The organism is Halomonas denitrificans (genome assembly GCF_003056305.1).
Lineage (GTDB): Bacteria > Pseudomonadota > Gammaproteobacteria > Pseudomonadales > Halomonadaceae > Halomonas > Halomonas denitrificans.
On the sequence record NZ_PYVX01000001.1, the window covers coordinates 494498 to 511956 of the forward strand.

The 17459-nt window shown below is 71.9% G+C and carries 16 protein-coding genes; 7 read left to right on the plus strand and 9 right to left on the minus strand.

Annotated elements, in window-relative coordinates:
- Positions 1-87 precede the first annotated feature (87 nt).
- The 4 genes from rlmH to C9F13_RS02240 form a co-directional block, all read right to left on the minus strand.
- The gene (gene rlmH / locus C9F13_RS02225; protein ID WP_108444605.1) at positions 88-555 is read right to left on the minus strand and encodes a 23S rRNA (pseudouridine(1915)-N(3))-methyltransferase RlmH; all 468 of its coding nucleotides are present in this window, start codon (positions 553-555) and stop codon (positions 88-90) included.
- Complete coding sequence (gene rsfS / locus C9F13_RS02230; RefSeq protein WP_108444606.1) at positions 552-911, minus strand: ribosome silencing factor; 360 nt, start codon at positions 909-911, stop codon at positions 552-554. The genes rlmH and rsfS overlap by 4 nt, the downstream gene beginning before the upstream one ends.
- A 106-nt stretch (positions 912-1017) precedes the next feature.
- Complete coding sequence (gene nadD, locus C9F13_RS02235; protein ID WP_108445319.1) at positions 1018-1647, minus strand: nicotinate-nucleotide adenylyltransferase; 630 nt, start codon at positions 1645-1647, stop codon at positions 1018-1020.
- A gap of 56 nt (positions 1648-1703) precedes the next feature.
- Complete coding sequence (locus tag C9F13_RS02240) at positions 1704-3011, minus strand: glutamate-5-semialdehyde dehydrogenase (protein WP_108444607.1); 1308 nt, start codon at positions 3009-3011, stop codon at positions 1704-1706.
- 98 nt (positions 3012-3109) lie between these two features.
- Between C9F13_RS02240 and C9F13_RS02245 the strand changes: the two genes are divergently transcribed.
- The 3 genes from C9F13_RS02245 to C9F13_RS02255 are packed head-to-tail and all read left to right on the plus strand — an operon-like array spanning position 3110 to position 6343.
- The gene (locus tag C9F13_RS02245) at positions 3110-3979 is read left to right on the plus strand and encodes a hypothetical protein (protein WP_108444608.1); all 870 of its coding nucleotides are present in this window, start codon (positions 3110-3112) and stop codon (positions 3977-3979) included.
- On the plus strand, positions 3972-4907 hold the full coding sequence (locus C9F13_RS02250; RefSeq protein ID WP_108444609.1) for a GGDEF domain-containing protein: 936 nt from the start codon (positions 3972-3974) through the stop codon (positions 4905-4907). The genes C9F13_RS02245 and C9F13_RS02250 overlap by 8 nt, the downstream gene beginning before the upstream one ends.
- A 32-nt stretch (positions 4908-4939) precedes the next feature.
- On the plus strand, positions 4940-6343 hold the full coding sequence (locus C9F13_RS02255; RefSeq protein ID WP_108444610.1) for a bifunctional DedA family/phosphatase PAP2 family protein: 1404 nt from the start codon (positions 4940-4942) through the stop codon (positions 6341-6343).
- Positions 6344-6350: 7 nt separating this feature from the next.
- Here the strand turns inward: C9F13_RS02255 and C9F13_RS02260 are convergent, their stop codons facing one another.
- The 3 genes from C9F13_RS02260 to mpl form a co-directional block, all read right to left on the minus strand.
- Positions 6351-6974, minus strand: a complete 624-nt coding sequence (locus C9F13_RS02260) for a LysE family translocator (protein WP_211310883.1) — start codon at positions 6972-6974, stop codon at positions 6351-6353.
- A gap of 90 nt (positions 6975-7064) precedes the next feature.
- The gene (locus tag C9F13_RS02265) at positions 7065-7724 is read right to left on the minus strand and encodes a flavin prenyltransferase UbiX (protein ID WP_108444611.1); all 660 of its coding nucleotides are present in this window, start codon (positions 7722-7724) and stop codon (positions 7065-7067) included.
- Positions 7714-9108 (minus strand): UDP-N-acetylmuramate:L-alanyl-gamma-D-glutamyl-meso-diaminopimelate ligase, encoded by a 1395-nt coding sequence (gene mpl, locus C9F13_RS02270; protein ID WP_108444612.1) that lies wholly within the window; start codon positions 9106-9108, stop codon positions 7714-7716. The genes C9F13_RS02265 and mpl overlap by 11 nt, the downstream gene beginning before the upstream one ends.
- 207 nt (positions 9109-9315) lie before the next feature.
- On the opposite strand from mpl, the gene C9F13_RS02275 reads away from it, so the two are divergent.
- The gene (locus C9F13_RS02275; protein WP_108444613.1) at positions 9316-10575 is read left to right on the plus strand and encodes a 6-phosphofructokinase; all 1260 of its coding nucleotides are present in this window, start codon (positions 9316-9318) and stop codon (positions 10573-10575) included.
- A 91-nt stretch (positions 10576-10666) separates the two neighbouring features.
- Here C9F13_RS02275 and C9F13_RS02280 read toward each other — a convergent pair whose 3' ends face one another.
- The gene (locus C9F13_RS02280; protein ID WP_245888713.1) at positions 10667-12304 is read right to left on the minus strand and encodes a bifunctional protein-serine/threonine kinase/phosphatase; all 1638 of its coding nucleotides are present in this window, start codon (positions 12302-12304) and stop codon (positions 10667-10669) included.
- 297 nt (positions 12305-12601) lie between these two features.
- Here C9F13_RS02280 and ppa point away from each other — a divergent pair, with 297 nt between their 5' ends.
- Positions 12602-13132 carry an inorganic diphosphatase gene (gene ppa / locus C9F13_RS02285; RefSeq protein WP_108444615.1) on the plus strand — a complete coding sequence of 177 codons (531 nt, stop codon included), beginning with the start codon at positions 12602-12604 and terminating at the stop codon, positions 13130-13132.
- Between the two features lie 98 nt (positions 13133-13230).
- Here the strand turns inward: ppa and C9F13_RS02290 are convergent, their stop codons facing one another.
- Positions 13231-14667: a DUF2333 family protein gene (locus tag C9F13_RS02290; RefSeq protein WP_211310884.1), complete on the minus strand. Its 1437-nt coding sequence runs from the start codon at positions 14665-14667 to the stop codon at positions 13231-13233.
- Between the two features lie 199 nt (positions 14668-14866).
- On the opposite strand from C9F13_RS02290, the gene dsbD reads away from it, so the two are divergent.
- The gene (gene dsbD, locus C9F13_RS02295; protein WP_108444616.1) at positions 14867-16756 is read left to right on the plus strand and encodes a protein-disulfide reductase DsbD; all 1890 of its coding nucleotides are present in this window, start codon (positions 14867-14869) and stop codon (positions 16754-16756) included.
- Positions 16757-16962: 206 nt separating this feature from the next.
- A complete protein-coding gene (gene accB / locus C9F13_RS02300) occupies positions 16963-17421 on the plus strand; it encodes an acetyl-CoA carboxylase biotin carboxyl carrier protein (protein WP_108444617.1) in 459 nt (152 codons plus the stop codon).
- Positions 17422-17459: the final 38 nt, after the last annotated feature.

Consider the following 17459-nt stretch of genomic DNA (forward strand, 5'->3'; position numbering starts at 1 on the left):
GACGCTTAGAGCCTTCGGCGGTGTTCACGAACGGACCTCGGCGGCTTGCAGAATCGCACCGTCAGCGCGGCCCGGTGCGGCGCGCCGTCAGCGGTGATAGGGGTGGCCGACCAGCAGGGTCCAGGCCCGATAGAGCTGCTCGGCGAGCAGGATGCGCACCAGCGGATGGGGCAGGGTCAGCGGCGAGAGCGACCAGCGCTGGTCGGCGCTGGCCGAGAGCGAGGGCTCGAGGCCGTCGGGCCCGCCCACCAGCAGCGCCACGTCGCGCCCCTCGAGGCGCCAGGCGTCGGCCTCGCGGGCCAGCTGCTCGGTGCTCCAGGGCTTGCCGCCCACCTCGAGGGCCACCAGGTGCTCGCTGCCCCGCAGGCGGGCGCGGATGCGCTCGGCCTCCGCGGCCATGGCCCGCGCCACGTCGGCGTTCTTGCCGCGCTGTCCCGGGGCGATCTCCTCCACCTCCAGGGCGAAGTCGCGGGGCAGGCGCTTGCGGTACTCCTCGACGCCGCGATCGACCCAGTCGGGCATCTTGGTGCCCACCGCCAGCAGGCGGACCCTCATGAGCCCTGCTCGGCCCGGGATTCGGCGTCGCTCGGCAGGTCGGCCCAGAGCCGTTCGAGGTCGTAGAGCTGACGCGTCTCGGGGAGCATCACGTGAACCACCAGCTGGCCGAGGTCGACCAGCACCCAGTCGGCCCCGTTCTCGCCCTCGACGCCCAGCGGCGCCAGGCCCTCGTCCTTGGCCGCCTGCACCACGGTATCGGCCAGCGCCGCCACGTGGCGGGTGGAGGTGCCGGTGGCCAGCACCATGCGATCGGTCACGCTGGTCAGTCGTGAGACGTCCAGGACGGCGACGTCCTGGGCCTTGAGGTCCTCCAGTGCGTCTACCACCAGAGTCTTGAGTGCGTCGATATGCATAGCCCTTCGTATCTGCCCTTGGTCAGCGAGAAATCGTTACCCCCATTGTACCGACTCGACGCGCCGGTGGGCAGCACTCAGCCATGCCAAGGACCAGGGCCAGCCATCAGCGAGGCCGATAGAGTCCGCGTGCGAGGATGCGTGCCTCCACCGGCTCGGGCAGCAGGTAGCGAACGCTGCGCCCGGCCGCCAGGCGCCGGCGCACCTCGGTGGCCGAGATGGCCATGCGCGAGGGCAGCCGCAGGCGCAGGAGCTTTCCGGCCGGCGCGGCCATCAGCGCCTCGCCCGACTCGACCTCGCGCCCGGCCAGCAGCCTTGCGAGCGCCGCCGGCAGCGCCGCCTCATGATCCGGGCGATCGATCACCACCACGTGGGCCAGCGCGAAGAGACGCTCGGGCTCGTGCCAGTCGGCCAGGCGCAGGAAGGCATCGTGCCCCAGCGCCATGACGAGCCGCGCCTCTTCGCCGACCTCGCGGCGCAGCGAGGCCAGGGTGTCGGCGCTGTAGGAGGGGCCGTCGCGCTCGAGCTCCCGGGGATCGGCCAGCAGCCCCGGCGTGTCGCCGATGCCCAGGCGCAGCAGCGCCAGGCGCTCGTCGGGCGAGACCCGCGGCTCGCCGCGCAGCGGCGGCATGGCCGCGGGGATCATGTGCACGCGATCGAGCGCCAGCGCCTCGCGAAGCTCCACGGCGCTGCGCAGGTGCCCCAGGTGGACCGGGTCGAAGGTGCCGCCGAGCATCGCCAGGCGTGGCGGGGTCGACACCTCGGCGACGCGAGCCGGCAGCCCCGCCTCGCTCACTGGCGCACCTGGCCGTCGCCGAGCACCACGTACTTGCGGGTAGTCAGCCCCTCGAGGCCCACCGGGCCCCGGGCGTGCAGGCGGTCGGTGGAGATGCCGATCTCCGCGCCCAGCCCGTACTCGAAGCCGTCGGCGAAGCGGGTGGAGGCGTTGACCATCACCGAGCTGGAGTCGACCTCGGCCAGGAAGCGTCGCGCCAGGGTGTAGTTCTCGGTGACGATGGCATCGGTATGCCGCGAGCTGTAACGCTCGATGTGCGCCATGGCGGCATCGATGCCGTCGACCACGCGGATCGCCAGCACCGGCGCCAGGTACTCGGCCGCCCAGTCCGCCTCGGTGGCCGCGGCGATGTCGCCGAGGACCTGCCGGGTCCGCTCGCAGCCGCGCAGCTCGACGCCATGCTCGGCATAGGCGGCGGCGAGCCGCGGCAGCAGGGCCTCGGCCAGCGGCGCATCGACCAGCAGGGTCTCCATGGTATTGCAGGTGCCGTAGCGCTGGGTCTTGGCGTTGACCGCGATGGCCAGCGCCTTGTCGGTATCCGCGCTGGCGTCGAGGTAGACGTGGCAGACGCCGTCGAGGTGCTTGATCACCGGCACCCGCGCCTCGCGGGTGATGCGCTCGATCAGCGACTTGCCGCCGCGCGGGATGATCACGTCGACGTACTCGGGCATGCTGATCAGCCGGCCCACGGCGGCGCGATCGGTGGTGGCCACCACCTGCACCGCCGCCTCGGGCAGGCCGGCCCGCTCGAGACCGGCGCGGATGCAGGCGGCGATGGCGGCGTTGGACTCGCGGGCCTCGGAGCCGCCGCGCAGGATGGCCGCGTTGCCCGACTTCAGGCACAGGCTTGCTGCCTCCAGGGTCACGTTGGGACGCGACTCGTAGATGATGCCGATGACGCCCAGGGGAACGCGCATCTGGCCGACCTGGATGCCGCTGGGGCGCGAGCGCAGCCCGTCGATCTCGCCGACCGGGTCCGGCAGCGCGGCCACCTGGGCGAGCCCCTCGATCATCGCGTCGAGGCGCGACTCGTCCAGCGCCAGGCGGTCGAGCAGGGCCGCATCGAGGCCGCTCTCGCGGCCGCGGGCCAGGTCGCGGGCGTTGGCCGCCAGCACCTCGCCGCGGGCCTGCTCGAGGGCCTCGCCCATGGCCAGCAGGGCGGCGTTCTTGGCCGCCGTGTCGACCCGGCGCATGCGGGTCGCCGCCTCGCGGGCGCCCTGCCCGAGGCGCTCCATGTAGGTGTCGACGTCCGCGATCTCTGCGGTGGCGGTCTCGCGATCCGAGCGGGAGGCTTGATCTGTCATGCCGATGCGTCTCTCCTGGGGGGCGGCACCGCCGCGACAAGGGCAGGGCCGGGGTTATACTGTGCCGAAAACCGGGAAGGGAATCATACTAATCCACCATGCAGACCAAGTACAAAAGCGTCCTGCTGCGCGGCAACCTGCTGATCGCGGCGGTGCTGATGGCGCTGCTGGCCGCCTACACGCCGACCCTGACCGACACCCTGCTGATCTGGCTGGCCGCGGCCTGGCTCGCCATCACCGCCCTGCTGCTGACCTTCGACCACCGCCGCCCCGCCACCCTGCCCTGGCAGCTGCTGCCGAGCCTGCTGCTGGCGGCGCTGCTGTGGGGCGAGCCCGGCCGCCACGTCACCTGGCTGTGGGCCTGGGCCATGCTGCTGATGCTGCCCCAGCCCCGCTGGGTGCTGATGCTGGGCAGCCTGCTGGCGCTCGCCACCTGGTGGCCGCTCAGGGACCTGCTGGGCCTCGAGCAGTGGGTGCTGAGCGGCCTGCTGCTCGCGGCCCTGATGCTGCTCGGCCTGTCCCGGGCGCTGGACCTGCGAGCCCGACGCCAGAGCGCCCTGCGCCGCGCCCGCCTGGTGCCGGGCCTGCCGCTGTGGCCCGGCGAGCGGCTGCCCGACGACCTGATCCTGGAGCGCAAGCGCAGCCAGCGCGAGGGCGTGCACGCCGAGCTGCTGCTGCTTCACGCGCCGCGCCACCGCTGCTGGCGGCTGGCCCAGCGCCTGTGTTGGCTGACCCACGGCTTCGAGCACTGCTACCGGCTCGATGCCACGACGCTGGCGGCGCTGCTGACCAGCCGCGACCCTGACCAGGCCGCCGAGCGTCGCGCGCTGCTGTGGCGCTCCCTGGAGGCCCGCGGGCCGGGCCGGGCCGTCCCCCTGCGCGCCCTCGCGTCGCTGGAGGAGGAACGCCGAGCCCTGGCCCACCAGCCGCCGGGCCTCGCGGTGATCGGGGAGACGCCCGATGCATGAGCACTACCGCCACTCCTCGCGCCTGTTTGCCCTGTGGCATGCCGGCGGCGCGCTGCTGCTGCTGGGCATGGCCCTGTGGCTCTACCTGATGGGCGAATACCAGCGCATCCCCCTGCCCGCCGCCCTCTCGCTGCTGATGGTGGTCGCCACCCTGCTCAGTGCGACCCGCGAGGAGCACTCGCGGCTGGCCGCCTACCTGGCCCTGATCTGCGGCTACCTGCTGATCGCCGTCGAGCTGCCCCGCCAGTCCGGCCTGCCGGCGCTGTGGGTGGGCCTGCCGCCGGTGCTGACCCTGCTGCTGCTGCCATTGGCCCCGGCCATGCTGCTCAACCTGGCGCTGACGCCGGTGTGGCTGGCGCTGCTCGGCAACGGTCAGCTCGATGGGCAGATGCTGCTGGGCTACCTGAGCCTGGTGGCCGTGGCGGCGCTGGTGCCCTGGGAGCAGGCCCGCCAGCACGCCCTGCTCAGGGCCACCGATCCCCGCGACGCCGAGTGCGCGGCCACCGGCCGCGAGACCCTGCACGAGCTGCTGGAAAGCGAGGTCGAGCGCGCCGCGCTGCTCGGCCAGCCGCTGGGGGTGCTGCTGATGCACCTGCCCCAGCTGGACATGGCCGGCGAACAGTTTGGCCAGGGCGCGCGACAGGCGCTGCTGGACACCCTCTGCCAGGCGGTCTCCAGCCGCAGCCGCGATCACGACATCCTGGGCCGGGAGGGCCCGGCGGACTTCTGGCTGGTGATGCCGGACACCAGCGAGAGCGGCGCCCTGCTGGTCCAGCACCGCCTCCAGCAGGCGCTCGAGCAGATCACCCTGATGGACACCGGCCCGATGGAGCTGCGGCTGCGCCTGTGCCGGCCGCGGGCCGGCGAAGCCTGGCCGCACTTCGAGCAGCGCCTGGAGGCCAGCAGCCAGTCGCTGGCCGCCGGCTGAGCGGCCGCCGCGCCACGACAACGGAGCGTCACGTGAACCTCGCCGACACCCTCTTCCAGCTGGCACCCTCCCCGGGGCTGCTGCTGCTGATCATCGCCGCCATCGCCCTGGTGGAGTCCCTCGCCCTGGTGGGGCTGCTGGTCCCCGGCGTGGTGCTGATGACGGCCGCCGCGTCCCTGGCCGGCCACCAGGAGCTCGCTGTGATCACGGCCATCTTCGCCGCCTTCGTGGGCGCCGTGATCGGCGACGGCCTGAGCTTCCTGCTGGGCTATCACCAGCGCGAGCGGGTCACCGCCCAGTGGCCGCTGTCGCGCCACCCGGAGTGGCTGGCCCGAGGCGCACGCTTCTTCCAGCGACACGGCTCGCTCTCGGTCCTGCTGGGCCGCTTCGTGGGGCCGGTGAGGCCGGTGGTACCGCTGATCGCTGGCATGCTGCGCATGTCGCCCCGCGCCTTCCTGTGGGCCAACCTGATCTCGGCGGCGCTGTGGGCGCCGGCCTACGTGCTGCCGGGCTACGTGCTGGGGCGCACCTGGCAGCGGCTGGTGGCGCTGCCCGAGGGGCTGGAGGCGTGGCTGGTCGGCCTGGGCGTGCTGGTGGTGGTGCTGGCGGTGATCTTCTCCTGGGTGCGCCACCTGGTGACCCGCGAGGGCCCGGCCTATCGCGGGCTGATCGGCTGGGCGCGGCGCAGCGCCTTCGGCCGGCGGCTCTGGCGGTGGCTCTCGCCGCCCCACGACGTCGAGCCGCCCCTCGCCTCCTGGCTGCTGCTGATCCTCTCGCTGACCGCCCTCTCCGCCTGGACGCTGGTGGTCCTCCATCACGATGCGCCGCTGGCCATGGACACCCGCCTGGAGGCGCTGATGCGGGGCCTCGCACTGCCCGGCCTCGACGCCATCGGCCAGGCGCTGGACCGGGCCGGCGACCTGGTCGGCGTGCTGGCGCTGGTGCTGCCCTGGGGCCTCTGGCTCGTCTGGCGGCGCCACTGGGCGGCCTTCTGGCACCTCGCTGGCGGCCTTCTGGGCATCGCGCTGCTCAACACCCTGGGCAAGGCGGCGATCGGCCGCATCCGCCCCATGACGCCGGAGCACCTCGCCGACTCCTTCTCCTACCCCAGCGGCCACACCTCCACCGCGGTGGTGCTGTTCGGCATGGCCGCGGCCTTCGTCAGCCGCGAGCTGCCGCCCGGGCGACGCTACCTGGCCTACTGGGCCGCGATCGCCGCCATCCTGCCCATGGCGCTGTCGCGCCTGGTGGTCGGGGTGCACTGGCTGAGCGACCTGATCGGCGGCGCCCTGCTCGGCCTGGTGGTCTGCGCCCTGGTGCAGCTCGCCTGGCAGCGCCAGCCGCGGGCGACGCTGCGCCCCTGCCCCTGGCAGCTGCTGGGGATCGCCTCGCTGGCGCTGGTCGCCGCGCGGATCGCCTGGCTGCCGCCGTTCTAGCCCCGGCTCAGCCCAGCGCCAGCCACAGGCCCACGCCGACCATCAGCGTGCCGGCGGCGCGGTTGAGCAGGCGCACGCTGTCGCGCCGGCCGAGCAGCCGCCGCAGGGTCTGGCCGCCCGTGGCATAGAGCAGCAGGCAGAGGAACTCGATGACGAGGATCACCGCGATCAGCGCCGCGAGCTGGGGCGCCAGCGGCCGCGCGGCGTCCAGGAAGGGCGGCAGCAGGGCCACGAAGAAGGCCCACCCCTTGGGGTTGGCCACCGCCGTGACCAGCCCCTGCAGGGCCAGCTGACCGCGGGCGGCGGGCGGGCCCGCCTCGAGGGTCTCGGGAATGGCCATGCCGCCGCGGGAGCGCCACATCATCACGCCCAGGTAGCCCAGGTAGACGCCGCCCAGCCACTTGAAGACCGCGAAGAGTTCGGGCTGGCGCAGCATCAGCGCGGCCACGCCGGCCCCGGCGGCGAAGGCCACCAGCCCCACGCCCGCGAGCTCGCCGAGCATCATCCACAGCGTGCGCCGCACCCCCTGGGTCATGCCCAGCACCATGGCGAGCGTCATGCACATGCCCGGCGTCAGCGAGACCAGCAGGAAGGTCGGCACGAACACCGAGAGGACGGAGAGCGGAATCATATGGGGAAGACATCCTTGTGGCCGCGACCCGCCCAATATGGCGGATCGGCATGACGCCGGCATGCAGGGCGCTCCGTGGCCCGGGCCGGCCTACTCGCCCCAGCGGGGCATCAGGCGGTGCTCGATGCCGAGCTGGTTGAGGATGCGCGCGACGATGAAGTCGACGAGGTCCTCGAGGCGCTTCGGCTGGTGGTAGAAGCCCGGCGCGGCGGGCAGGATCACCGCGCCCATGCGGGTCAGCGAGAGCATGTGCTCCAGGTGGATCGCCGAGAAGGGCGTCTCGCGGGGCACCAGGATCAGCCGGCGCCGCTCCTTCAGGGCGACGTCGGCGGCGCGCTCGATGAGGTTGTTGCTGGCGCCGGTGGCCACCGCCGAGAGGGTGCCGGTGGAGCAGGGGCAGATCACCATGGCCGAGGGCGCCCCCGAGCCCGAGGCCACCGGAGCCATCCAGTCCTCGCGGCCGAAGCAGCGGATCTGACCGGGCACCGCGCCGGTACGCGCGGTCAGCGCCTCGGCGAGCCGCTCCGGGCGCGCCGGCAGCTCCTCGTCGGTCTCGGTGGCGATCACCAGGTGGGCGGCCTTGGAGATCATCACCCAGACCCGGTGCTCGGCCGCGACCAGCGCCTCGATCAGTCGCAGTCCGTACTGGGCACCGGAGGCCCCGGTCAGGGCCACCGTGACGGGCTCGCGCAGCGTGCTCGCCCCTCTGGGCTCGATCGGCTCACTCGGCTTACTCGGCTTACTCGGCATGGGCGACCTCCAGCGCGGCCAGCAGCTTGTCGTGGATGCCGCCGAAGCCGCCGTTGGACATCACCACGATGCGGTCCAGCGGCCGCGCCTCGGCGACCAGCGCGGCGACCAGGGCGTCGAGGTCCTCGTAGAGCCGGGCCGGCACCGGGCTCGCCTCGAGCACCGGGGCCAGCGACCAGTCGAGCCCCGGCGGCTGGAACCAGAAAGTGGCATCGGCGGCGGCCACGCTCGCCGCCAGGCGGTCGCGCAAGGTGCCGAGTCGCATGGTGTTGGAGCGCGGCTCGATCACCGCCAAGAGCCGGCCGCGCGGCGTGGCGGCGCGCAGGCCCTCCAGGGTGGCGGCGATCGCCGTGGGGTGGTGGGCGAAATCGTCGATCACCGCGATGCCGGCGACCTCGCCGCGCAGCTCCTGGCGGCGCCGTGGGGTGGCGAAGCGCGACAGCGCGGCGGCGCCGCGGGCCAGGTCGACCCCACAGGCGTGGGCGGCGGCCAGCGCGGCCAGGGCGTTGCGGGCGTTGTAGGCGCCGGTCAGCGACCAGTCGACCACCGCATCCTCGTTCACCTCCTCTGCCCCGTCGCGGGCCTCGTGGACCACCCGGAAACGCGAGGCGTCCTCGCGCTCGAGTTCCAGCCGCCAGGGGCTCGACGCGGCCTCCCCGAAACGCGCCACCGGCGTCCAGGCGCCCTGCTCGAGCACCCGATCCAGCGCCGGCTCGCCGTCGGCCACCAGCAGCCGGCCGCGACCCGGCACGGTGCGCACCAGGTGGTGGAACTGCCGTTCGATGGCGGCCAGGTCGGGGAAGATATCGGCGTGGTCGAACTCCAGGTTGCCGAGGATGGCGATCTGTGGGCGGTAGTGGACGAACTTGGAGCGCTTGTCGAAGAAGGCCGTGTCGTACTCGTCGGCCTCGACCACGAAGGGCGCCCCCTCGGCGCCGAGGCGCGCCGAGACGCCGAAGTTGCGCGGCACCCCGCCGATCAGAAAGCCCGGCGCCTGGCCGGCGGACTCCAGCAGCCAGGCCAGCAGGCTCGCCGTGGTGGTCTTGCCGTGGGTGCCGGCCACGGCGATCACGCGCCGCCCCGGCAGCACCCGCTCGGCCAGCCACTCGGGGCCGGAGACGTAGGGCAGGCCGAGGTCGAGCACCGCCTCGACCTCGGGGTTGCCCCGCGACAGGGCATTGCCGATCACCACCCGGTCGGGGCGCGGCGATAGGTTGTCGGCCGAGTAGCCGTCGCACAGGACGATGCCGGCCTCCTCCAGCTGGGTGCTCATGGGCGGATAGACGTTGGCATCCGAACCGCTGACGGTGAGGCCCATCTCGCGGGCGAGCAGCGCCAGGCTGCCCATGAAGGTGCCGCAGATGCCGAGGATGTGAAGGTGCATGCAGTCTCCGGGAACTCAGGGTGCCGCCGGCCGCGGCGCGATCTGCGCGAGCCTAGCATGCCGCCGTCGGGCCGCTCCAGCGGCCACCGTCGCCCGGGAGGCCCAAGGCGAGTTGGGCCCGAGCGGCACGCAGATGCAGCTCCTGCCACTTTCGGCTAGACTTTGCGGCTTTCGCCATCCCCGACGCATCAGGAACAGGTAAGCTCCATGGCCCAGCATAACGCCTTCTACGCCCAGTCCGGCGGCGTCACCGCCGTGATCAACGCCAGCGCCTGCGGCGTGATCGAAGCCTGCCGCCGCCATCCGGACCAAATCGGCAAGGTCTATGCCGGCCACAACGGCATCATCGGCGCCCTCACCGAAGACCTGATCGACGTCAGCCAGGAGAGCGACGAGGCCATCGCGGCGCTGCGCCACACGCCGGGCGGCGCCTTCGGCTCCTGCCGCTACAAGCTCAAGGACATCGAGACGCACCGCGCCCAGTACGAGCGGCTGATCGAGGTCTTCAAGGCGCACGACATCCGCTACTTCTTCTACAACGGCGGCGGCGACAGCGCTGACACCTGCCTGAAGGTGTCCCAGCTCTCCGAGAAGCTCGGCTACCCGCTCACCGCCATCCACGTGCCCAAGACCGTGGACAACGACCTGCCCATCACCGACAACTCGCCGGGCTTCGGCAGCGTGGCCAAGTACATCGCCACCTCGACGCTGGAGGCCTCGCTGGACATCGCCTCGATGTGCGCCACCTCCACCAAGGTGTTCGTGCTGGAGGTGATGGGCCGTCACGCCGGCTGGATCGCCGCCGCCGGGGCCCTCGCCGGCGAGGGCGAGGGCGAGCCGCCCCACCTGGTGATCTTCCCCGAGGTCGCCTTCGATCGCGCCGCGGTCATGGCCCGGGTCGACGCCTGCGTCAAGGAGTACGGCTACTGCGTGATCGTGGTCTCCGAGGGCGCGCGCTACGAGGACGGCACCTTCCTCGCCGACTCCGGCAACACCGACGCCTTCGGCCACCGCCAGCTGGGCGGGGTGGCACCGACGCTGGCCGGCATGGTCAAGCAGGACCTGGGCTACAAGTACCACTGGGCGGTGGCCGACTACCTGCAGCGCGCCGCGCGCCACCTCGCCTCCAAGACCGACGTCGACCAGGCCTACGCGGTGGGTGACAAGGCGGTGGAGCTGGCCGTCGCGGGCCAGAACTCCATGATGCCGGCGATCAAGCGGGTCAGCGACGCGCCCTACGAGTGGCGCATCGAGGCCGCCCCGCTGGCCGAGGTGGCCAACCGCGAGAAGTTCATGCCCGGAGAGTTCATTCGCGAGGACGGCTTCGGCATCACCGACGCCTGCCGCCGGTACCTTTCCCCGCTGATCCAGGGCGAGGACTTCCCGCCCTTCGAGAACGGCCTGCCCAAGGTGGCGCGCCTGAAGCTGGCCAAGGTCGAGCGCAAGCTGCCGGAATTCACGATCTAGGCGCATCGCGCGAGGCGCCCTGCGAAAAACGCCCCCGGGACAGGCCATCCCGGGGGCGTTATCGTGTCGGGCCAGGCGACGGCTCGCCGGGCTATCTCAGCAGCCAGGAGAGCACCAGCAGCAGCAGCAGGATCCCCGCCACCCCCTGCCAGAAGCTCGCCCGCTCCCCCGGGCGGCGCCCGCCGCCGTCCGCCTCCCGGGGCGGGCGCAGGGCGCGGCGAAACTCGGACATGCGCCGGAAGCGCAGCGCGCGCTGGGGATCCAGGGCGCGGCGCAGGGCGTCGTCCAGGGCGACCGTCACTTCCGGGTTGAGGGTGCGGGCGCTGCGGTAGGCCAGCTGCTCGAGGTCGGTGTGGCTGCGCAGCCGGTGGGGCGCCAGGGCGTAGGGCAGCTCGCCGGTGAGCAGCCAGTAGATGGTCGAGGCCAGCGAATACTGGTCGCTGCGCCGTCCGACCTGATCGTCCAGGGCATACTCCGGGGCGCTGTGCTCGGTGAGCCCGAGCTGGCGCACCAGCCCCCGGGAGCGGCGGTGGCCGTCCACGTCGCGCAGGTGGCAGGCGCTGAAGTCGGCCAGCACCACCTGGCCGTGCAGGTCGATGAGCACGTTGTCCGGGTGGATGCGCTGGTGCAGCAGGTCGCGGTGGTGCAGCGCCTGCACCGCCTTGCCCAACTGGTTGGCGATGTCCAGGCGCTGCTCGAGGCTCGCCTGGGGGTGCTGGCGGGCCCATTCGGTCAGGGTGCTGCCCCGCACGTGGGCCATCAGGTAGTAGAGGTAGCGCCGCGGCCGCGACGACTCCATGATCCGCACCACGAAGGGCGAGTTGACGCGCTCCACCACCCACTGCTGGAGCAGGAAGTGCTCCAGGTAGGCGTTGCGGCTCGAGAGCTCGGGGCTCGGGGCCTTCATCACCATCTCGCGCCCGCTGTGCACGTCGCGCACGTGATAGACCCGCGACTGGGCGGTGCGCGACAGCACCGACAGCACCTCGAGCCCGTCGAGGCGCTCCCCCGGGGCCAGCTCCGGGGGGATCGGCAGGTCGCCGTAGACCCGGCCGGGCTGATCCTCGGCGGCGTCGGGCAGGCCGTCGATGCGCACCAGCTGGAAGCAGAACTGGTCGCTGCCGTAGCCGCGCTCCTGGGCCCGGTCGCGGGCCGCGGCGGCCAGCCGCTCGCAGGCGGCATCCAGGTCGCTGACGTCCTCGCGAATCAGCCGCACGTAGTCCGAGGGCATCAGCGTGCCCTGCACCGCCTGGGTGGTGAACAGGAAGATGTCGCCCTGCTTGAGGGGCAGGCTGGCGTAATCGATCTCCAGGCCGCTGTCCATGCCCATGGCCCGGGAGGGGTAGCGATAGCCGCCCAGGTCGGTGACGTGATCCCGGGAGAGCTGCTCGAACTCGGCGCCGCGCAGGCGGAACACCACGGTGTCGCCCATGTGGAAGAGGTGCGCCTCCCGCCCGCGGAAGACCATGGCGGAGAGCGAGGAGACGTAGCTGCCGTCCGAGATCCGGTGATTCTGGCTGAAGCACCAGGCGTTGAGCGCCCGCAGCACCCGGGTCGCCGAGGCCTTGACGTCCCAGTGGTCCGGCGTGGAGAAGTAGTCGGCCAGAAAGCCCTTGACGCTGAGATCGCCGGCCTGCTTGGCCAGCGTGTTGCGCGAGGTCGAGTCGCTGATCAGGGCGCAGGCGCCCTTGGCCGAGAGCAGCGGGGGCTCGGGCAGGCGCACCGACATGGAGCTGCGATGCCGACGCCGATCGGGCGCCACGAAGGCCTGGCCGTAGCTCAGCGACAGGTGCAGGGGGGTCAAGGCGTTCTCCTCGCAAACGACGCGATCCGCCGGCCGGTGGCCGACGCCTTCCATCGGGGTCCCATGATACACCCTGCTTACACGCCTGGCCCATCGACGGATGAGGCGACGTGCCACCTATGGCCGATTGGTAATCACCGCGCCGGCTTCGTATAATTCGGCGGATTTTTTCCACCATTCCGATTCGCCCCGCACTAGCATTGCCAACCCAAGGAAGCGACGATGAACTTCGACAACATCCCCGCCGGCAAGGATCTCCCCAACGACATCTACGTGGCGATCGAGATCCCGGCCAACCACTCGCCGATCAAGTACGAGATCGACAAGGACATGGGCGCCCTGCTGGTCGATCGCTTCATGGCCACCCCGATGTTCTATCCGGCCAACTACGGCTTCATCCCGCACACCCTGGCTGATGACGGCGACGCCCTGGATGCCCTGGTGGTCACCCCCTACCCGGTCCAGCCCGGCGCCATCATCCGCGCCCGCCCGGTCGGCATCCTCAACATGACCGACGAGGCCGGCGAGGACGCCAAGCTGGTCTGCGTGCCCCACCCCAAGCTCTCGAGCCTGTATGACGACGTCCACGAAGTGACCGACCTGCCCGAGCTGCTGCGCCAGCAGATCGCCCACTTCTTCGAGAACTACAAGGATCTCGAGAAGGGCAAGTGGGTCAAGGTGGAGTCCTGGGAAGGCTCCGAGGCCGCCTGCAAGGCCATCGAGAAGGCCGTGGCCGCCCACGACAAGGCCTGATCGCCAGAGCGCATCATGCCCGGCGGCACCAGTGCCGCCCAACGAGACGGGCCGCCCCTTGGGGCGGCCCGTCTTCGTTGCCGGGTGGTGGCGCCGCCCTACTGCTGCGGCGCCTCGACGGCCGAGTCGTCTCCAGTCGCCTCGTCCTCCGCCGTCGCGTCTGACGGCGAGTCCTCGGCGGCCGGCGCCGTCTCGAGCTCGCTCTCGGGCTTGCCAGCGCCCTCGCCGGCCGCCTCGTCCGTCGGCTCGCTCTCATCGGCAGCCCCGTCGGCGACCTCGGACTCGGCCTGATCACCGGCCATTGCCTCGCCATCGGCTTCCGCCGCTGATCCCGCCTCGGCCGCGGCGGCTGCATCGGCCTCGCTGGCGGACGCCTCTGCCTCCGCGGCGGCGTCGGACGCCGGCTCACCGGCGGGCGGCTCGACGGGAGGCACGGCATCGTCATCGGCCCCGCCATCGGCGGCACCCTCTCCCTCGACCGGCGCATCGGTGCCCGACGCATCGGCGCCGCCCGACCCACCATCGGCCGGGGTCGCCGCCGCGAGCTGCTCGGCGAGGGTCCGGGAGAGGTCGCGGGCCCGGATCATGTGGTTGGCCAGCACCAGCGAGTGGTTGGCGAAGAGGCCGAAGCCCGAACCGTTGAGCACCAGCGGGCTCCACAGTCGGCGCTGGCTGAGTTCGAGCTCGGCGACCAGTGCCTCCCAGCGCGCCTCGAGGCCGGCCGCGGCCAGCACGTCGGCCTGGTCGCGCTCTACCGCCCGCAGCAGGTGGAGCATGGCCCAGGCCTGGCCGCGCGCCTCGAAGAAGACGTCGTCGACCCGGTACCAGGGGGTGCGCGCGGGCAGCGCCTCGGCGTCGATGTCCAGGTCGCGAAGCTCGACGCGGGGGCCGATGCTGGCCGACAGCCGCAGCCCCAGGTCGTCGAGGGAGCGGGTGAGCGCCTCGAGCCAGGCGGTGAGCCCCTGCCCTCGGTCGCCGAAGGCGGCCTCGCCGCCCTCGTCGAGGGCCTGCAGGTAGCCGTCGAGGGCCTCGAGGGCCTGGTTCAGGCGCTGCTCCGTGGAGGGATAGAGCCAGTCGCCGCTGTCGCCTGCCAGGCGCTGCTGCGCGGCCTCGAGCGCCGGCAGGTCGGCCTGCTCCATGGCCGGCAGCGCCACCGAGAGTCGACGAGCCTGGGTGAGCACGCCCAGCTCCCAGGCGGGCATGTTGTCGAGCCACACCCCGGGCGGGGCGATGTCGTTGCGCAGGTAGCCGCCCGGCTTCTCGAGCAGGGTCTCGACCAGCGTCATCAGGCCGGCGACGGTCACCGCGCCCCGGGAGGCGGGCGCCTGGGCGGCCGCGCCGCGCTGCTCGGCGACCGCCTGCTCCACGTCGAAGGGCGCCGGCGTGCGGCTCCACCAGATGCCGAGCCCCACGCACACCGCCAGGTAGATCACCAGCAGCGTCAGCAGCGGCTTCCAGATCCAGCCATAGGCCGGGCGCTCCAGTTCCTCGGTCCGCTTGCGGCGCCTGGCGGCACCCTTTTGCGTCAACGCCATGTTCGGGATTCCTTGAAGATGAGAGCTTCCGGCGGCGCGACAATACGGCGCAGCCTCCTGGCGAGGATGCCATCAACACCCTCCTGATACTGCGATATCCTAGCAGGCGGACGGCCATGCCGCCGATGGGGAACCCGGCCCAGCGCTCGGGGTCAAATCGCGCCAAACGACCACCGCTCACCGCCATCAAGGAAGTCCCGTGCCGATCGTCCTGCGACTCGCCCTGCTGATCACCCTGCTGCTGCCGCTGGGAGCCCAGGCCCAATGGTTCTCCCAGAACGATGACGAGGCCCAGTTCCTGCCGGTGCATGAGGCCTTCCAGCCCAGCGCCTGGCATGACGGCGAGACCCTCTACGTCGGCTTCGAGAACGCCGACGGCTACTACCTCTACCGCCACCAGTTCGAGGTCGTGACCGCGACCGAGGGCCTGACGCTGGGAGAGCCGGCGCTGCCCCCGGGCGAGGCCAAGAGCGATGAGTTCCTCGGCGACGTCAACGTCTTCTACGACAGCGTGGTCTTTCAGAGCGCGCTGTCGCCGGGCCACCAGGGCCCGCTGGATCTGACCCTGACCTTCCAGGGCTGCGCCGATGCGGGGCTGTGCTACCCGCCGGAGCGGGTCGAGCTCACCGCTCGCGAGGGCGAGGCCCCGGCCCGCTTCGCCGCCTGGACGCCGAACGCCGAGGCTTCCGCGCCCGCGGCCTCCCAGGTCGACGCCGCCCCCGCGGCGGCCTCGTCCGCGACGGCCAACGACGCACCGAGCCTCGCCCCCACCAGCGAGGACGGCCGCTTCCGCTCGCTGATGGCCGAGGCCAGCCTGCCGCTGGTGCTCGGGCTCTTCTTCCTCGCCGGCCTCGGCCTGACCTTCACGCCCTGCGTGCTGCCCATGGTGCCGATCCTCTCCTCGATCATCGTCGGCCAGCACCCGACGCGCGCTCGCGCCTTCGCCCTCTCGGCTAGCTACGTGGGCGGCATGGCGCTGACCTATGCCGCCGTGGGTGTGCTGATGGGGCTGTTCGGTGCCGGCCTGAACCTGCAGGCGCGCCTGCAGTCGGCGCCGGTGCTGATCACCTTCGCGCTGCTCTTCACGCTCTTCGCCCTGGCCATGTTCGGGGCCTTCAACCTGCGCCTGTCGTCGTCGCTCTCGGGGCGCATCGACGCCTGGCAGGCGCGCGCCCAGCAGAGCGGCCCCGCCGGCCTGGCACTGGCCGGCGCGCTGTCGGTGCTGGTGGTCTCGCCCTGTGTCTCTGCCCCGCTGGCCGGCGCCCTGGTGTTCATCTCCACCACCGGCGATGCGCTGATGGGCGGCGCGGCACTGCTCGCCCTGGCGCTCGGCATGGGCGTGCCGCTGCTGCTGGTCGGCACCTTCGGCACCACCCTGCTGCCGCGCTCCGGCGCCTGGATGAACGGCGTCAAGACCGCCTTCGGCATCCTGCTGCTGGGGGTCGCCATCTGGCTGGTCGAGCGCCTGCTGCCGGGCAGCGTCGCGCTGCTGCTGTGGGCGGGTCTCGCCATCGGCAGCGCTCTGGCGCTGGGCGCGCTGACCGTCAACCAGGCCCAGGGCTGGCCGCGGGTCCGCCAGGCCGGCGGCCTGATGCTGCTGATCTGGGGCATCGCCCTGGTGATCGGCGCCTCCCGCGGCGGCGAGGACCCGCTGCGCCCGCTGGCTGTCACCGCGACGCCCTCGGGCACCGCCACGGAAAGCGCCCCCGCCTCCGCCCAGCCCATCACCACCGTTCAGGACCTGGCGACCCTCGAGGCGACCCTCGCCGAGAGCGACGCGCCGGCCTTCGTCAACTTCACCGCCGACTGGTGCATCTCCTGCAAGGTCATGGAGCGCAGCGTCTATCCGGCGCCCGAGGTGGCCGGGCAGCTGGCGAGTTTCCGGCGCATCAACGTCGACGTGACCGAGAGCAACGCCGCCAGTCGCGAGGTGCTCGAGCACTTCCGGCTGTTCGGCCCGCCCAGCCTGCTGTTCTTCGACGACGGCCAGGAGCTGCGCGACGCCCGGGTCCAGGGCGAGGTCGACGCCCCCCAACTTGCCAGCCACCTCGAAGGCGTGCTGGACTGGCTGGGGAGCCGAAGGGGCTGAGCCCACGGCTCCCGGGGGATCGCGGTCGAACAGTGTTCCCCCACGGCTGGACATCCCGGCCGATTTTCGGCAGACTCCGCTTCCACTGCTCCTTCATGGTCAATAGAGGCCGCAAGACACGCTATCTTGCCGCGATCTATTGCAAGTTGGCCGGGGTTGACAGCACCCCGGATCACCACCCCAACCCCACCGGTCGAGACAACGTCATGGATATCCGCAAGGTCAAGAAGCTGATTGAACTGCTCGAAGAGTCCAACATCAGCGAGATCGAGATCCAGGAAGGGGAAGAGTCGGTTCGCATCAGCCGCCACCCCAACGGCACTAGCTGGCAGCAGCCCGCGTCCCAGCCCTACGCGGCCGCCCCCCAGCCGGCGCCCCAGGCCGCGGCAGCGCCCGCCGAGGCCGCCGCCGACCCTGAGCCCGCCTTCCAAGGCCATAGCGTCAACTCCCCGATGGTCGGCACCTTCTACCGCTCACCGGCGCCGGGCTCCAAGGCCTTCGTCCAGATCGGTCAGAGCGTCAAGAAGGGCGAGACCATCTGCATCGTCGAGGCGATGAAGATGATGAACCAGATCGAGGCCGATCGTGACGGCGTGATCGAGGCGATCCTGGTCGAGGACGGCGAGCCGGTCGAGTTCGACCAGCCGATGGTCGTCATCGCCTGAGCGTCTCCCGCGTCTTCCTCACTCATCAACTGGCGGAT

What these genes read in the sequence shown, in the direction of transcription:
- rlmH (WP_108444605.1), bottom strand. Translation starts at nt 555, where the DNA reads ATGAGGGTCCGCCTGCTGGCGGTGGGCACCAAGATGCCCGACTGGGTC.
- rsfS (WP_108444606.1), bottom strand. Translation starts at nt 911, where the DNA reads ATGCATATCGACGCACTCAAGACTCTGGTGGTAGACGCACTGGAGGAC.
- nadD (WP_108445319.1), bottom strand. Translation starts at nt 1,647, where the DNA reads ATGCTCGGCGGCACCTTCGACCCGGTCCACCTGGGGCACCTGCGCAGC.
- C9F13_RS02240 (WP_108444607.1), bottom strand. Translation starts at nt 3,011, where the DNA reads ATGACAGATCAAGCCTCCCGCTCGGATCGCGAGACCGCCACCGCAGAG.
- C9F13_RS02245 (WP_108444608.1), top strand. Translation starts at nt 3,110, where the DNA reads ATGCAGACCAAGTACAAAAGCGTCCTGCTGCGCGGCAACCTGCTGATC.
- C9F13_RS02250 (WP_108444609.1), top strand. Translation starts at nt 3,972, where the DNA reads ATGCATGAGCACTACCGCCACTCCTCGCGCCTGTTTGCCCTGTGGCAT.
- C9F13_RS02260 (WP_211310883.1), bottom strand. Translation starts at nt 6,974, where the DNA reads ATGATTCCGCTCTCCGTCCTCTCGGTGTTCGTGCCGACCTTCCTGCTG.
- C9F13_RS02265 (WP_108444611.1), bottom strand. Translation starts at nt 7,724, where the DNA reads ATGCCGAGTAAGCCGAGTAAGCCGAGTGAGCCGATCGAGCCCAGAGGG.
- mpl (WP_108444612.1), bottom strand. Translation starts at nt 9,108, where the DNA reads ATGCACCTTCACATCCTCGGCATCTGCGGCACCTTCATGGGCAGCCTG.
- C9F13_RS02275 (WP_108444613.1), top strand. Translation starts at nt 9,316, where the DNA reads ATGGCCCAGCATAACGCCTTCTACGCCCAGTCCGGCGGCGTCACCGCC.
- C9F13_RS02280 (WP_245888713.1), bottom strand. Translation starts at nt 12,304, where the DNA reads ATGTCGGTGCGCCTGCCCGAGCCCCCGCTGCTCTCGGCCAAGGGCGCC.
- ppa (WP_108444615.1), top strand. Translation starts at nt 12,602, where the DNA reads ATGAACTTCGACAACATCCCCGCCGGCAAGGATCTCCCCAACGACATC.
- C9F13_RS02290 (WP_211310884.1), bottom strand. Translation starts at nt 14,667, where the DNA reads ATGGCGTTGACGCAAAAGGGTGCCGCCAGGCGCCGCAAGCGGACCGAG.
- accB (WP_108444617.1), top strand. Translation starts at nt 16,963, where the DNA reads ATGGATATCCGCAAGGTCAAGAAGCTGATTGAACTGCTCGAAGAGTCC.